Genomic DNA, 16,336 nt, shown 5'->3' on the forward strand with positions numbered 1-16,336 from the left:
CAGCAAAAGAAAGTTCAGGCAGGGAGGAGTGGATGGGATGGCGACCAAAACACGAAGACGCCGAATTCGCAAAGGTAAAGTGGCTCGGGGACTTCGGGGGGAAGCGCGAGGCAGAGTAGACGGCTTCCGACTTGGCTGGCAGCACGGCCATTGGTTCGGTCAATGCGAGTCGGTTTTGCAAAGTACGGCACAAACTCAGATTTTCCCGGTGAGACAGGCGCATGTGCTGTTTGTCGCGACAGGGAAGGGATTTCCGTATTCACCGCTCGATGAGGCCATTGCGAACGCACTTCGTGCACAGGTAACGCAACTGACCATTACGGACACCTTGCAGCCTGTAGCGGATATCGCGATGCGGATCAGACCGGACATTGTAATCGTCCTCGATGGTTTGCAATTCAATGTCGCGCAAGCCGATGCCATGCGGGCAGCCGGCATTCGTACCGCTATATGGCTCACGGATGATCCTTACTACACGGACATCACCTCAGGCATTGCGCCTCATTATGACGAAGTGTTTACGCTGGAGCTGGTTTGCGTGGACTATTACCGCCGCCTAGGCTGTCCGAATGTTTATTATTTGCCGCTCGGAGCAGATCCGGCATCCTTCAGGCCGCGCAATCCTCTGAGATCGCAGCGTCATGACATTTGCTTCATCGGCTCGGCTTACTGGCGGCGCGTCGAGTTTTTTAACGAAGTGACGAAATTTCTCGCATCGAAGGATACGCATATATCCGGCATCTGGTGGGAGCGGCTGAAAGATTTTCAACTGATGAAGAGCAAGATTGAGCTGGGCCGCTGGATGGGTCCGGACGAAACCGCAAATATGTACAACGGAGCCAAAATCGTCATTAACATGCACCGTGCCCACGATGATGAAACCTTCAACAACAACAGTGCTGGCATCGGCGCGATCTCGCCGAACCCGCGGACGTTTGAGATTTCGGCTTGCGCAGCGCTGCAGCTGACGGATATTCGCAGTGATCTCGTGTCCTTTTACACGCCGGATGTGGACATTGTCACCTACTCTTCGCCGCAAGAGATGATCGATAAAATTCAATATTACCTGGCGCACGAGGAAGAGCGCAAAGCAATCGCCATGCGCGGCATGTACCGGACGATGCGAGAGCATACGTACGGCAAACGGATTGAGCGGATGCTTGCGATATTGTTTCCCGGTTAAGAGGGGGACAGCTATCATTCATAGTGAGCAGCGGAGATAGAGTTGCGAGTATTTTGTGCGTTTGGAAAGGTTCAAATGTCGTGCCGTTTAAGTAGCCGTCACAATATATTGTACAACTAGGGTTTTGAAAGCTGCGATGAAAAGGCGGAGGGGAGTCAACCAATTGAAGCTTAGCAAACCAAAAATGCTAGTATTCTCGCATATTTGCAGCCCGCAATATGTGACAGGCGCTGAGAAACTGCTGCTGTTTATGGTCAGGGAGCTGTTGCCTTCCTTCGCCTGCACGCTTGTCGTTCCCAATGAGGGCATTATTGCCGCAAATGCTCGCAAGCTGGGAATTACGGTCATTGTGCATCAAATTCCACTCGTCGTGCCTCTATATCTAGGACTCTCTCATATGACGGATGAGATAGGCACTCACCAACGTGACCCCCTATGGCTGCAGTTGATTCAGCTCATTCATTATGAACGTCCGAGTATCATCATTGCCAATACATGCGTTCATCCACTGCCTGCTATCGCCGGTAAGCTGCTTGGTATTCCGGTCGTCTGGACGGTCATGGAAGCCATTCGAGAAACGCCTCACACCGCGCTCGCAGCTTCCGTTATCGAGCAATATTCGGACTACATCGTCGGCATCTCAGAGACGACACTGGCACCGCTTCGCACGCCGGGTATGATTCCCAAATCGACGCTGATTCCGCCATCTTGGCATCAGAGCGAGCTGAATCCGCATAGCTGGCAGCAGCACCGCATCAATCGGCGCAGGCAGCTGGCGATTGCCGATGAACAACGAGTGGTCGGGTACATTTCATCGTCAATCTTCGAGGCAAAGGGACTTGAGCATTTCATGCAAATGGCCGTAAACACGGCCGAGCAGCATCCCCTAGCGATGTATCTCATCGTGGGCAACCCAGTGGATCAAGGCTATTTTGACAAATGCATAGGCATCGCCAGAGATCGCGGACTAATGGAGCGATTTCGCTGGATTCGGTTTGAAGAGCAGGTGGAGACGGTCTATCCGGCCATGGATGTACTCGTTGTACCCAGTTTAACGGTGGAAGGGTTCGGTATGACGGCGCTTGAGGGTATGGTGTTCGGGAAGCCGGTCGTCGTGTACGGCTCCGGCGGACTCTCTGAAATAGGCCGAGCTACAGGAAACGAAGCCTACGTTGTTCCAATGGGGGACACGGAAGGACTGAAGCACCGCGTGTCATCGCTGCTGGCTGATGAGGCGGCGATGCAAGCAATTGGCGCGCGCAATGTCCAAGCGGCGCATGAAGTGTATGGGGTTAATGCCTATCGTGAACGGCTGCTCAGGTTCATTGCTACGCTGGTTCTTCGTGGATATACACCGCCAACGGTACTCAAAGGCAGCAGCACAGCTACAATCTACAAGTTTGACAATGGCGTTCTCCGGCCTTTTCGATCGACGCGCTCCTTCCACAGAGCAGGTCATCGAATGGAAGAGATTCGCGAGGTTCCGGATGTTTACATTGCCGCATGGCCGAAAGGCGAGCCGATTGGCACGGCGTACAGAAGTAGAAGAAAGGGCCGCAAACGACTGACAGGCCGAGTAGGGAAGAAACGGCGCCGCCAAGGCGTTCGGAAGCAAAGCAGCTTGAAGCGCCGAAGGCAGCCGGGGCGCCAGAGGAACCGGGCAAGGGGCGCTAAGAAGAAGCGATAGCAGCTCGCCCGTCAATTGAACGACGAAGGAGGGACGTTTCATGCGCGTTGTAACGATTTTGGGCACGCGCCCGGAAATTATACGACTGAGTCTTATCATTCAGAAGCTGGATGCGCTGGCCGAGAAGCATGTGCTCGTGCATACAAGACAGAACTTTTCGCCGTCGCTTAGCGATGTGTTCTTCCGGGAGATGGGGCTGAGGCAGCCGGACTATATGTTCACGGAGACACGGCAGACGCTCGGCGGGCAATTGTCCGTCATGTTTGCAGAAGTGGAACGCATTCTGATCGCCCATGAGCCGGATGTAGTGCTGCTGCTTGGCGATACGAACAGCGCACTGTGCGCCATCATCGCCGAACGGATGGGGATTCCGGTTGTCCACATGGAAGCCGGCAATCGCTGCTACGACCTATCGGTGCCCGAGGAGAAGAATCGCCGGATTATCGACGCCATCGCTAGTATCAACATGCCATACACGTCATACAGCAAGAACAACTTGCTGCGTGAAGGCTTTCCCAGCAATCGCATTGTGCTGACAGGTAATCCGATCCATGAAGTGATTGAGCATTACAAGCCGCAGATTGATGCCAGCGATGTGCTGGAACGCTTCGGTCTGCAGGCTGGCAGCTACGTGCTCGTGACAGCGCACCGCGCGGAGAATGTCGATGTGCCGGAGCGACTGACCGGTATATTGGAGGGGCTTAATCGCGTAGCGGCGCGTTTTGACAAGCGTGTCATCTGCAGTGTTCATCCACGGACGAGATCGCGGATCGACAGCGGGTCAGTGAGCGTGGAGATGGATGAGCGGGTCGTGTTCTATGAGCCGCTGGGGTTCTTTGATTTTGTCCGGCTGGAGCAGAATGCCTTCTGTGCCATTACAGACAGCGGTACCGTTCAAGAAGAATGCTGCCTGTTCGGTGTTCCAACCGTCACGATTCGGCAAACGACGGAGCGTCCGGAAACCATTGACTGCGGCAGTAATGTTGTATGCGGATTGAAGGCGGAGCGAATCGAAGAGGCTGCGGTCATCATGACTTCGCTGCCTGCAGCTTGGGAGTGTCCGGACGGGTATTTGGCCAAAGATGTGTCGGATAAAGTGGTTAAATTTGTGCTTGGAGGGAAATGGAATGTTTACTAATCAGCGCATACTGGTCACCGGGGGAACAGGGTCCTGGGGCTACGAATTGATCCGCCAGCTGCTGCCTCAGCAGCCCAAACAAATTATTGTGTTTTCCCGTAACGAGTCCAGCCAGGTGGCGATGAGCCGCACGTTTGAGGATTCGCGTCTGTCCTTCTGCATCGGAGATATTCGGGATAAAGAAGCATTGATGCGTGCGTGCGAGCGGGTCGATTACGTGTTTCATTTGGCAGCGCTGAAGCATGTGCCCGTTTGTGAGGACCAGCCGTATGAGGCGCTCAAAACGAACGTCATCGGAACGCAAAATGTCATCGAGGCCGCCATCGCAAACGGGGTCAAACGAGTAGTCTATATCTCCACCGACAAGGCGGCGAACCCGTCGAATTTCTATGGCATGACAAAAGCGATTGGCGAGAAGCTGATCGTATACGCGAACCTGCTGCATTCCGATACGACATTTGTCTGCGTGCGCGGCGGTAATGTACTTGGCACGAACGGGAGCGTCGTGCACCTGTTTATGAATCAAATCCGAGAAAAGGGGCAAGTGCGGATTACAGACAAGAACATGACGCGCTTCTTCCTGACGCTGCAGGATGCCATCACGTTGTTGTTCAAAGCATCGGAGGAAAGCATTGGCGGAGAAATCTTCGTGATGACGATGCCAACCTGCCGGATTGTGGACTTGGCAGCCGTGTTGATCGATGACTTAGGTATTCCCGCGACGATGGTGACAACAGGGATTCGGCCAGGGGAGAAAATACATGAGATTCTGCTGACAGACCATGAAAGCACGACTACGGTTGTGTACGATGAAGAGTATTTGGTCATTCTGCCAACTCTTGATATTCCGGGGCTTCGGCAGCATTACAGCAGCTATCCCAGCGTCGATTTCGAGAGCTACAGCTCCAGTCAGTCCTTGCTGACGAAGGAAGAAATTCGTTCGATGCTGGTCCGGGGCGGGTTTCTGTCATGAAGCTGCTCATTATCGGAGGAAGCGGCATGGCAGGTCATGTTCTGATCCGGTATTTTGAACAGCTGCATCCGGAAATGGATGTTGTGTACACGACTCGAACGGCAGAGGGGGGAGCTAAGGGGCTTCAGTTGGATGCTGCAGACAGTGAGGCTGTAGCTGCTCTTGTAGGTGCAGTTAAGCCGGATGTCATCGTCAATGCGGTGGGCGTTCTGAATCAGGATGCGGAGCAGCATTCGCTTGCCGCTTATCAGGTGAATGGGTTTCTGCCTCATTGGCTGCGACATCTGGCCGATCATCTGGGCACGCCGGCACGCGTCATTCATATCAGCTCCGATTGTGTGTTCAGCGGGATGAAAGGCGGGTACACAGAGCAGCATGTGCCGGATGGCACCTCCGTATATGCGAGATCCAAGGCGCTCGGCGAAGCGCCGAGCTCCCGCCATCTCACGATTCGCACGTCCATTATTGGGCCTGAGATCAGGCCGCAGGGGATCGGATTGCTGAAGTGGTATCTCGCGCAACAAGGAACCGTCAACGGCTATGCGAGAGTGTGGTGGAACGGGGTTACGACGCTTGAGCTGGCCAAGGCAGTGGATTATGCCATTGCAAATCCGGAGATTGGGGGATTGGTCCATTTGACAGCTGCCGAGACGGTAAGCAAGCTCACGCTGCTGCACTTGTTTCAATCCACCTTCCACGTAAACGGGATCAAGATCGTACCGGATGATCGGTTGTATCTTGATCGGACGCTTGTATCCTCGCGGAGCGATTGGGGCTACCGTTCACCTAGCTATGTACCGATGCTGGAGGAGCTTGCGAACTGGATGAATGAAGGTTGAGCCGCCCGCGCCTGCTGGTAACAGGGGCCGGCGGCTTCTGCGGCGAGCATGCCTGCCGCTACTTTAGCGAGGCAGGCTGGGATGTGACGGCGGTCGTTCGCCGTCTGCCGCAGCCTGATGCAGAAGAGTGGGCATGGCTGAACGCCGTTCATGCGGTGCTGGCTTGTGATCTGGCCGCGCAATCCGAGGTGCTGGCGCTTATCGAGAGTGCCAAGCCGGACTATGTGCTGCATTTGGCAGGTGCCAATGCGGTTGGCGCCTCATGGAATGACCCTGCAGCTGTGCTGCAAAGTAATGTGATGGGTACCGTACACGTGCTTGAAGGTGTACGGCGGGCAGGGACTGCGTGTCGTGTCGTCGTAGCCGGCTCGATGCTGCGCTTCCCGCTCGTCGCGGCTGAACATGGTGGTGTTGAGCGGCCGCAGCCGCAGCATCCGTACAGCTTGAGCAAGACGATGCAGGTGCTGGTTGCCCAGAGCTGGACGTCGCTCTACGGCATGGAGGTTGTAATCGCCGAGCCGTCGAATCTGATCGGCCCCGGCCGATCCGGCGGCTTGTGCGCGCTGCTTGCGCGCTACGCGGCCAAGACGGAGCAGGCAGCGGCAAGCGGTGCTGCTGCGCCGGCGCCGTTCCGGCTGTCCTCGCGCGGCGAGCAGCGCGATCTGCTGGATGTGCGCGATGCGATTCGCGCCTATGAGCTGCTGCTGCGCGCCGGAGAGAGCGGCCGCATCTACCCGGTCGCCTCCGGCGTGATGCGCACGCTCGGCGAAATCGCGGATGCGTTCGATGCGCTGGCGCAGCATCCGCTGCAGTGGGAGGTTGGCGAGTCGCAAGCCGTCTCGCCGGCGCCGGTGAATTGCGAAGGCGTCATCGCCCTTGGCTGGACGCCGCTTATACCGATGGAGCAGTCGCTGCGCGAAACGCTGGAAGCGGCACGGCAGCGCTGAAGCTGGAGCTAGCGCTGGAACAAGCGCTGGAGCAGGAGCAGCTGGAGCATCTGGAGTATCTGAAGCATCTGGAGTATCTGAAGCATATGGAGTATCTGAAGTATCTGAAGTGTATCCGAGTATCTGAAGTATCGGGAGCTTCAGAAGCATCCGGAGTTGATGGTGAAGGACAACAATAGAGAAGAAGCAGCAGGAGGCAGGCAGGATGGGAAACCCGAAGGTGAGTATCGTCATCCCCTTTTATAACGACCCCTATGTGACGGAAGCCATCGAGAGTGCACTCGCGCAGACCTATGACAATATCGAGATTATTGTCGTGGATGACGGCTCAACGAAGCATGCAGAGAAGCTGCGTCCGTATGAGGGACGAATTCATTATGCCGGTAAAGTGAACGGCGGCACGGCAAGCGCGCTGAACGCGGGGTTCCGCCTTGCCAGCGGCAAATATGTAGCATGGCTCAGCTCAGACGACCGATTCTATCCGGACAAAATCAGACGCCAAGTCGAGGCGATGGAGGAGCAGGAAGCGCTCATCAGCCATACCGGCTTCGACATCATCGACGGCCGCGGCAAAATGACCGAGCTCGACCTCATCCCACCGGGCTACGAGAACGGCGCGTTCTATCGCGCGCTTCAAACGAGCAACCCGATCAATGGCTGCACGGTCATGATGAGTAAGGCGCTCTATCGAATTACCGGCCCCTTTCATGAAGGGCTGAAGTATACGCATGATCTGGATTACTGGTACCGCGTGCTGCTGACGGGCATTCCGTTTCTGCTTATCCCCGAGCCGCTCAGCGCCTACCGCCGCCATGAGGAAATGGGGACAGTCCGCCATCGTGACGCGATTGCGGTAGAGGTGAAGACAACATTCGCCCAATACGAGAAACGCTGGCGCGCGTATATTACGCAGCTAGGCTTCGGCCCTCCGCGAAAGGCCAAGACACCGTCCGCGATCGATCGGACTAGAACGAATCAGAAGCGAAAGTCGGCTCGCGGATAGAATGGTTCGGCTATATCTAGCGGCTAAAATGGTTCAGCTAGTGGACATCGGCTGGCAGAGCCACAAACTGCGATTCTGATGAAGCTGGCATGAGCTGCACTCGAAGTAACTCCGCCGCTGCTGCCGAATGTTGCAAAAACTGCAACAATTTGCCGTCTTTCGGGCTGAAAGCTAGCGAATGTTGCAAAAACTGCAGCATTCACTAGCGGCAAAGGCGCTATAAGCTGATTCAGGAGGAGAATGTTGCATAAACTGCAACATTCTCCTGTCTTTCGGGCTGAAAGCTAGCGAATGTTGCAAAAACTGCAGCATTCACTAGCGACAAAGGGGCTATAAGCTGATTGGAGGAGAATGTTGCATAACCCGCAACAATCTCCTCGTAAGCTTGGCACAAACCATTTATTTCGGGGTATTTTCCTTCAAATAAGCCCTTAACAGTTCGTTAGAATATTTGTCTGGAAACAGCGAAGAAGTCATGGTGACTTCTTCGCTATTTTTTGTTGGAGAGAGATCGAACTGCAGTCTAATAGATTCGGTTCGAAAGAGCAAAGCGATATTCCAGTGCCTCTGTATTGTTCATGTCGGTGTGACCCTATGGCTCATAGCAGCTGATAGGTGACGCAGGCTCAACCGTTGTGAGGGTATCAAGTTAAATATAGTGTTATAATCACCTAAGACGGACGGAATCAGAAGGGGTATTGTCATGAGCGTAATCCGATTGGAAGATGTAACGAAGAAATATGAAGAGTCGATGATTTTTCGCAATATTTATTTTAAAGTAACGCAGGGAGAACGAATCGGCCTGATTGGGCGCAATGGAGCCGGGAAGTCGACGGTATTCAAGCTCATAATGGGGCAAGAAGAGCCTACAACCGGCAATGTGGAAGTCGATCCGCAGGTTAGAATCGGTTACTTCTCGCAATTCTCCGAAATGCACGGCAGCTTGTCGGTTCAGCAGGAGCTGGAAAATTGCTTCGAGCAGGTCGCGCTGATCGAGCGTGAGCTTCAGGAGGTCGGGGAGAAGCTGGGTTTTGTCACCGATGACGGCGAAATGGAGCGGCTGCTTGCAAGACAGGCGGAGCTGTTCGAACAAATGGAGCATCTGGATGGCTGGAATGTATCCGTTGAAATTAACACGGTGCTGACGAAGCTTGGATTTAACGATAGGTCGCGCCATCAGCCGGTGGACGAACTGTCCGGAGGCTGGCGTAACCGTGCGGCACTGGCTAAGATGCTCATTGAGCAGCCTGACGTCGTCCTGCTCGACGAGCCTACCAACTACTTAGACATGGAAGGCATTGCGTGGCTGGAGCAGTGGTTGTACCGCTTCAAAGGCGCCATGATTCTCATCTCTCATGACCGGCAATTTATCGATAAAGTAGTGACACGTATTATTGAGATTGAGAACTATCATTTTCAGGAATACGAAGGCAATTACACGGATTATATTCGTAAGAAGAAGATGCGCAAGAAGGAGCTCGACCGTCAGTTCGAGTGGGAGGAAGAGCTGCTCCTTATGGAATCCGAAGCGATCGACAGCCGTGCAAGCCGCAAATCGTCCAAGGATCGTCTCTCTCGTCAACTGGCTGATAACAAGAAACGAATCGAACCTCATCCGGTTAACGTGCTGATTACGGATATTTACGAGAAGCTTCGTTTTCCGGACAAGCTGTGCGAAGTGAAAAATATTAGCCAATCCTATGAGGGACGGCAGATTTTTGAGCAGGTCAGCTTCGATATTCAGAAAGAAGATCGGCTGGTCATCGTTGGCCCTAACGGAAGCGGGAAGTCGACGATGATTAAGGTGTTAACCGGACAGGAGAAGCCTGAATCCGGTGAGGTGACCTGGGAGAAGGGCGTCAGTTATGCGTATTTCAACCGTATGTGGGAGGAACTTAATCCCAAGGACACGGTTAGCCATGCGGTGAACACATACGGCCTCGGACTCGATGCTCCGCGCAAGAAGGTGAACAAATTCCTCTCGATGCTGCAGTTCTCGGAGATGGATCTAAGCAAGTTCATAGGCAATCTATCCGGGGGACAGAAAGCCCGTGTTGCACTGGCCAAATGTCTGCTCTCCGGAGCGGCAGTCATCATCTTGGATGAGCCGACCAACCATCTGGACCTGACGAGCATTCAGGTCATGGAACAGGCATTGATCCATTTCCCGGGGGCAGTCATAACCGTCAGCCATGATCGGTTCTTTATCGATAAGATCGGAACGAAAATGCTGACCTTCGAACCGGAAGCGGGAATAAGCGTACAGAATCTATAGGTAGGCATGAAGGCCGGACACTCGATAAAGTGCTTCCGGCCTTCTTATTAAGGGGGATCGTATCGCAATGGAATTATCCAGATGCTGACGGTCACATCTATGGAGGTTTAGTCGGTGAAATATGCTGGAATTGGCTGGAGATCCTCTTCCCAAGCGCTCGACTTCTACAAGAAGCAGGGCTACGAAACTTATGGGATCATCCCGAATGCCGGCGGCTTCGAGCATTATTATTTGAAGAAGGACCTAAGCTAGCTTACCGCTCATTGTCCGGCATCAAGAAGACCAGGTACTCCTCAATTGCGGAGCGCCCGGTCTTCTCTTCTTTGCATATTATTGCGATCCAATTAATCGATCGTCAGCTTCAAATTCTCGTTTCGCTGTCCATTCAATAATGACGGCATCGCCATCTTGAATCTTCTCGTTATAAACGGCAGGCTCGCCATTGAGCGTCATTCGTAATGAACCTTTAACCTGCGTGCGGTCGAAATCGATGTAATCGAATAGATGGATAAAAGCGAGTCCTGTCCGATAAGGCAGCGAGAGCGGGGCGCCATTATAGGTGATGTGGATGAACGGTTTCACAGGAGACTGAGGTTGAAGCTGCTCTTCGAGAAGCACCGCTTCTTGTTCTTTCGCAGCCGCGGTAGCGACCTCTTCCTTGACCTTGACCTCTACAGCGACCTCGACCTCGTCCGCGACTTCGCGTGCAACTGAAATGGAGTCGCGAGGTTGAATCCGATACTGCATCTCCATGGCTTGGCCGTTGACAAGAACCCTTACAGTCGGCGGAATATTAAAATGCTGATACACATCAGCTAGTGTCGTAAGCTGCCGGACCGTAACGGTGTCGTTAGCGGTAATGAGACGATCATCAGCCGCCGCTGTACCATTAATGGTTACGGACTGAGTGGTCTGCACCCAGTGCTCGTTCCAATAGAAGCCTGCGTTCAGATCAAACAAATGAGCAACTGTCAGTTCTTTTGGTTTACCCGGTATTGCAGGCGTGATCGTAATGTCATCGTGAAGCCTTATAGGTGTACTGATGCTGGCTAATTGGTTATTGACGTAGATTTCGCCAGGCTGTCCGGGTTCGCCGAATATCGTCCGTGTGCGTCCGTTTATCGTAATTTCCATCGATTGGCCCGCTCGTGCGATTAATTGCTGCGGATTAAACCCGATCAGCATGAGGGTATCAATCACCTGCAGTGCCTTCGTATTAATTAACTTCACTTGATCTCCGTTAACGGTAACCTCTACAAAATCCTTGCCCAAATGAGCGGCAGCTTTGATCAAGATGCCAATCGGCGTCATCACCTCGGGACCGCTCATCTCAAAGTGTCGAATGGTCATCTTAGGAATCGTTGCAAGATCTCGAGTAGCGACTCTGCCGACCGGTAATTGCAGATAGGAGGCTATGGCCTGGCTCAATCGGGGCAGCTTGCTTCCTCCGCCGGTTAAGAATACGGCGCTTGGCGCTTTACTGTTTTTCTCCAAGATATTGTCGGCTATGTTCCTGGCAATCAGCTCGGTGACTTCCTGGATCGCGTCCAATATTTCTTCGGATGCGACTGTATGCTGGAGGCCGATAATATCGGTGAACGTCTGCTGCTCTGCACCTTGGTTCAGCTTGCATTTCAAGGCTTCCGCACTGTCGAAATCGAGTAAATAGGCTTTGGCAATGGCTTCGGTCACTTCATCACCTGCGGTCGAGGTCATCGCATAAGCGACAACCGTGCCATCCATGGTAATGGCAATGTCCGAGGTTCCGGCCCCGATGTCAACGAGTGCGATACTCAGAAGGCGCATGTTGGCGGGAACGGCAGCTTCAATCGCTGCGATTGGCTCAAGGGTCAGATAGCTGACGTTTAATCCGATGTTACTGACTGACGCATAGAGGCTTTCCACGACGGTACGAGGCAAGAAGGTGGCGATGAGATCAACTTTAATCGTTCTGCCTCTGTGGCCGATCAAGCTGAGCATCATCGCATCGTTAATATAGTAATGGACGACCGTATGGCCGATGCAGAAATAATCTTTGATATCCTGGGATTGCTCTAGCAGCTGATTATAGATGAGGTTTAAGCATTCGGATTCGAGAGAGTCCACGACATGTTTCTCGATCGGTTTGTTATGATCGATTTCTTGCTCAAGCTCAGCACGACCTGTGATCAGAGAGCGGCCTGCAGCTGCAATCGCAACATCGGTCAGTCGTTGTCCGCATTTGGCTTCCAGCTTTTCCTTAATCACCTTGATCGATTCCGTAACGCCTTCAATGTCATGAATTTGTCCGTCTATCATCACGCGGTCCTTATGATACTCTACTTCGCCGTGCTCGATGATCAGACTTCCATCCTCGTAATAGCCGGTTAAGCCAATGACGCTTCTGGTTCCAATATCGACTGCAAAAACACGCTGCATATAGCTTCCTGCCGCTTCGCTCCGTACCATGCACGAGTTCCCTACCTTCATGTTGGTTGCCTTCGTGGTGTATAGGGCGGAATGCTCCATTCAAAGCTCCGGCTTCGAACGGAAACCAATCCGCTAGGTTGACCCAATAAAAGGATAATTGCTTTCTAGTATAGCATAGAATGTCGAAATTCAGCGGTTTAGCTACTTGTCCAAACCATTTCAATTGTTTTCCATATATATACATTATCTTCATTTGAAAGGAGGATAATAGGTGACGGATACAAAGAAGGTAACGATCAAAGCGAACTCGTTTGAATTAGAAGTCGCCCGATTAACGAATCTGGAACGGACTCGAAAAGGAATACCTGCAATGACCTTGAGTTCAATTATGTTTACCGTTGCAAGGGCTAAGTCGCAAGATATGAAAAACAATAATTTTGCAAGCCATAACTCTCCTAGATATGGTTCTTTGTCTGGTTTATTGAAATATTACGGAGTTAATCTAGTTGGCGTTTATGCAGAGAATATTTACGGCGGAGCTAGAGTACCATCTACACCTCAAGGAGTAGTCGCAGGTTGGATGGCCAGCGAAGGCCATAGAAAGAATATATTGGATCGTAGATTTACTCATTTTGGTGTCGGCTATGTAACAGGGAATGGGACCTGGTGGACGCAAGAGTTTTGGGGTCCATATAGAGGATGATTTAACATCAAGAAGTATGACCGCCTACGGCGGTCTCCAGATTGTAGAGAAAGTCTCGACAGCCTGAGGCTTGAACAATAATGTTCAAGCCTTTAATCTGCCCGAGAAGTCTCGGTTTCGGTGGGAATAAAGTTTAACGGTTGTCAGCGTGGCTATTTCATAAAAATAAGGCTTTTTGAAAGGCTAACGGTTGTGACAGACGTTATTTACAGCATATGGGGCTATTCCTAGTGGAAAACGTTCAAATAAGCTCGCTGGCAACCGTTAGAAAATAAAATAGGCGAATTTATGCCCAATAACCACTGTGACAACCGTTAGAGCTGGAAGCGACAAAGCATGCGCTCATCGCAGAGGGTTCTCGACAGCCTGAAGACCGCCTACGGCGGTCTCTTTTTGTGTTCAATAGAAAGTTAATATTTTGCTAATAACATGTTAGAAAATTACTTATTTCACTATGTTACCTTTAAGATGCTGGGGCTAATAGGCTCTGCTTCCTCTCGCAGTTTCATGAAAGCGCTTCAGTTTCGAAGACATCGACATCCAGATTCGTCATACCAAATCCGTTTGAGATGGAGGTGGTGCGGAGAAATGTGATCGGCTTTGCAACGAAACGTTGGCTATATAAAACATGTGAAAAGGAGATATGCAGCGATGATCAGAAGAAAGTTGAAGCAAGGCATTTACGGTGCCATGGCATTTACGCTCATTGCCAGCGGTTTGCTTGTGAATGAGGGGAAATCCGAAGCGGCGCCGATTCCCGAAACGGTAACGTACAGCGCACTAACGTCTTTCGGAACAACGCAAGGCGTCGGCAATTGGTTCAATATGAAGAAGGCGGGGAGCACGTATTCGTATCTCAGCGTTTATGATGCGACTACCCCTGCCAAGTGGAAGGAATCCTCTGGGTATCCGTACGTGAGGGACTCTTTCTTCCATCCGGAGGCAACCTATGACGCGGTGAAGAAATGGGTAGCGCCGCAGGCAGGCAATGTCGATATTACGGGCAATGTGCTCAAGGTGAATGCCAGCAGCAACGGGGTCGTGGCGAAAATTCTCAAAAATACGACGCAGCTCTGGAGCGCTACTGTGACGCCGTCAGCCGATGTAACGCCAAGCGGTGTATCGAATATTCATGTCGAGGCCGGGGATGCGCTGTATTTTGTCATCAATGCTAACGGGAATATGAACTTTGATGAAACGAATTGGTCGCCCGTCGTAACGATGACGACGGCAATCAAGATCGAAGCGGAGAGCTACAACTCGATGTCCGGCGTTACATCGGCGACGACACCGGATACTGGCGGCGGACAGCAGGTAGGCAGCTTCGACACGAATGATTATATGGTGTATAACAACGTGAATTTAAGCGGCGGCTACAAGACGCTTGAGGCTCGCGTGGCCGCAACGGCTACAGGCAGCAAGTTCGAGGTTCGGCTCGACAGCCTGACGGGGCCGGTAATCAGCACGTTTACCGTGGCCAATACGGATAGCTGGAATACGTTCGAGACCCAAACGTGGCCGATTACGGGCTCTGCTACAGGTACACATAATCTATATGTGAAAGGGATATCGGGTTCCGGTATCGCGAATATCAACTGGCTGCGGCTGACGAACAACAATTCCCGCGGTGCAACGATGCCATTCACAACCTATGAAGCGGAGAATGGGACACTTGGCGGCGGAGCGACTACGAATAATGACACGACGATGAAGAAGGAAGCTGCTTCCGGCAAAAGCTACGTGCACCTCGATGCGACAGGCGAGTCCGTGCAGTGGACGAATGTTCGCGATGCGAACCGGCTGATTCTGCGGTACAGCATTCCTCAAAATACGAGCGGGACATTGGCCCTCTATGTCAACGGCGTGAAGCGTCAAGACTTGTCGCTCACCTCCACGTTCAATTATGATACGGCACCGGGAAACACGTATGTACGCAGCTTTGACGATAAGGATTTTGCGATTGATATTAATGCCGGGGATACAGTGAAGCTGCAAAAGGATTCCGCCAACAGCCTCGCTTGGTACGGGGTCGATCTGATTGATCTGGAGACAGCGGCGGCTCCGATTGCCATGCCGGCAAACTATATTTCGGTCAAGTCGGCGCCATACAATGCGGTCGGCAATGGGGTCGCAGATGATACGGCAGCGATTCAAAGCGCGGTTAACGCCGCGGCTTCGTCCGGCAAGAACGTCTGGTTCCCGCCGGGAACCTACAACCAAAGCGATAAAATCGCTGTCCCTTCAGGTGTAAGCTTGAAAGGCGCAGGCATCTGGTATTCCCATTTGCACAGTACCGTTACCAATGGAATCTGGGGCGGCGAGGTAGGGTTCACGCTGAACAACAACACGACGATCTCGGATCTTCGCATTAGCAGCGTGGATACGCAGCGGGATGCGCATTATGGCATCATCGTGCTTACCAATCCCGGTACGGGCTCTAACAATGTGCTGCAGAATCTATGGGCAGAGCATATGGGCTGCTTAGAGGGCTGGACGGATTGGTCGAACTCTACCATTCAGAATGTGCGGCTGTACAATACGTATTTTGACGGCATTCATTGGGGAGATGACGGGAATGCCGGCAACGTGGCACAGAATAACTTCATGCGTGGACTTGGCGATGATGGGGTTGCGCAGGTGAACCTGATGAACTTCCCGGGCGTCGCGCAGAATAACGTGGGGCAGTTCAACACGATTATCGCGAGCTACTGGGGGCGCGGCATGTCCGATGTTGGCGGCAATAACTTGATCTTCCGCGATAACTACATCGACAGTACCTTTAACGCGGGCATGATCGTCACGACGGAGCCGGTTGAACCGACGAAACCTTCGTATACGATCAGCGGCCTCAAGTTCCAACGGAACACGATTAACAAAGCGGGTCATACGGGACACAACCATGCAGGGATCCAGTTCTGGCTTTACGTCAATCCGATGCTCAATGTGCGAATCGAGCTCAACAATATTACGAACGGCGAGACGGAAGGCATTCATATCGACAACACGACTTACGGAGACAGCGGCGGTCGGACGCAGTTCAACTTCAACGTTGCCTCAGGCAACGCGCTTGCGAACTACACGAATGCGAATCCTTTGGTCGTGCCGGTATTGAACGGGAATACGGGGTTTTAGAGAGCGAGTATTCTGTATGTAGTATGGCTGTCCCAAAAGTGCATGTT

At 52.5% G+C, this 16,336-nt stretch carries 13 protein-coding genes; 12 read left to right on the forward strand and 1 reads right to left on the reverse strand.

Annotation, left to right across the window (positions count from 1 at the left end):
* The first annotated feature begins 37 nt into the window (after positions 1 to 37).
* The 10 genes from AC0YNS_RS12820 (at position 38) to AC0YNS_RS12865 (ending at position 10,297) form a co-directional block, all read left to right on the forward strand.
* Complete coding sequence (locus AC0YNS_RS12820; protein ID WP_475781375.1) at positions 38 to 1,183, forward strand: CgeB family protein; 1,146 nt, start codon at positions 38 to 40, stop codon at positions 1,181 to 1,183.
* A 163-nt stretch (positions 1,184 to 1,346) separates the two neighbouring features.
* A complete protein-coding gene (locus tag AC0YNS_RS12825; RefSeq protein ID WP_475781376.1) occupies positions 1,347 to 2,870 on the forward strand; it encodes a glycosyltransferase family 4 protein in 1,524 nt (507 codons plus the stop codon).
* A gap of 40 nt (positions 2,871 to 2,910) precedes the next feature.
* Positions 2,911 to 4,008: a non-hydrolyzing UDP-N-acetylglucosamine 2-epimerase gene (gene wecB / locus AC0YNS_RS12830; RefSeq protein WP_475781377.1), complete on the forward strand. Its 1,098-nt coding sequence runs from the start codon at positions 2,911 to 2,913 to the stop codon at positions 4,006 to 4,008.
* Positions 3,998 to 4,981 carry a polysaccharide biosynthesis protein gene (locus AC0YNS_RS12835; protein ID WP_475781378.1) on the forward strand — a complete coding sequence of 328 codons (984 nt, stop codon included), beginning with the start codon at positions 3,998 to 4,000 and terminating at the stop codon, positions 4,979 to 4,981. The genes wecB and AC0YNS_RS12835 overlap by 11 nt, the downstream gene beginning before the upstream one ends.
* Positions 4,978 to 5,820, forward strand: a complete 843-nt coding sequence (locus tag AC0YNS_RS12840) for a dTDP-4-dehydrorhamnose reductase family protein (protein WP_475781379.1) — start codon at positions 4,978 to 4,980, stop codon at positions 5,818 to 5,820. The genes AC0YNS_RS12835 and AC0YNS_RS12840 overlap by 4 nt, the downstream gene beginning before the upstream one ends.
* Positions 5,817 to 6,767 carry an NAD-dependent epimerase/dehydratase family protein gene (locus AC0YNS_RS12845; RefSeq protein WP_475781380.1) on the forward strand — a complete coding sequence of 317 codons (951 nt, stop codon included), beginning with the start codon at positions 5,817 to 5,819 and terminating at the stop codon, positions 6,765 to 6,767. The genes AC0YNS_RS12840 and AC0YNS_RS12845 overlap by 4 nt, the downstream gene beginning before the upstream one ends.
* Positions 6,677 to 6,946, forward strand: a complete 270-nt coding sequence (locus AC0YNS_RS12850) for a hypothetical protein (protein WP_475781381.1) — start codon at positions 6,677 to 6,679, stop codon at positions 6,944 to 6,946. The genes AC0YNS_RS12845 and AC0YNS_RS12850 overlap by 91 nt, the downstream gene beginning before the upstream one ends.
* A gap of 26 nt (positions 6,947 to 6,972) precedes the next feature.
* Complete coding sequence (locus AC0YNS_RS12855) at positions 6,973 to 7,770, forward strand: glycosyltransferase family 2 protein (protein WP_475781382.1); 798 nt, start codon at positions 6,973 to 6,975, stop codon at positions 7,768 to 7,770.
* Between the two features lie 703 nt (positions 7,771 to 8,473).
* Complete coding sequence (locus tag AC0YNS_RS12860) at positions 8,474 to 10,045, forward strand: ABC-F family ATP-binding cassette domain-containing protein (RefSeq protein ID WP_475781383.1); 1,572 nt, start codon at positions 8,474 to 8,476, stop codon at positions 10,043 to 10,045.
* A gap of 114 nt (positions 10,046 to 10,159) precedes the next feature.
* A complete protein-coding gene (locus tag AC0YNS_RS12865) occupies positions 10,160 to 10,297 on the forward strand; it encodes an N-acetyltransferase (protein WP_475781384.1) in 138 nt (45 codons plus the stop codon).
* A 78-nt stretch (positions 10,298 to 10,375) separates the two neighbouring features.
* Here AC0YNS_RS12865 and AC0YNS_RS12870 read toward each other — a convergent pair whose 3' ends face one another.
* Entirely contained in the window at positions 10,376 to 12,514 is a 2,139-nt protein-coding gene (locus AC0YNS_RS12870) for a cell division protein FtsA (RefSeq protein ID WP_475781385.1), read from the reverse strand.
* 211 nt (positions 12,515 to 12,725) lie between these two features.
* Between AC0YNS_RS12870 and AC0YNS_RS12875 the strand changes: the two genes are divergently transcribed.
* Together AC0YNS_RS12875 and AC0YNS_RS12880 are read left to right on the forward strand one after the other, a co-directional pair.
* A complete protein-coding gene (locus tag AC0YNS_RS12875; protein ID WP_475781386.1) occupies positions 12,726 to 13,157 on the forward strand; it encodes a CAP domain-containing protein in 432 nt (143 codons plus the stop codon).
* Positions 13,158 to 13,808: 651 nt separating this feature from the next.
* Complete coding sequence (locus AC0YNS_RS12880) at positions 13,809 to 16,289, forward strand: carbohydrate-binding protein (RefSeq protein ID WP_475781387.1); 2,481 nt, start codon at positions 13,809 to 13,811, stop codon at positions 16,287 to 16,289.
* The last annotated feature ends 47 nt before the right edge of the window (positions 16,290 to 16,336 follow it).

This window comes from Paenibacillus sp. J22FR21 (assembly GCF_056269135.1).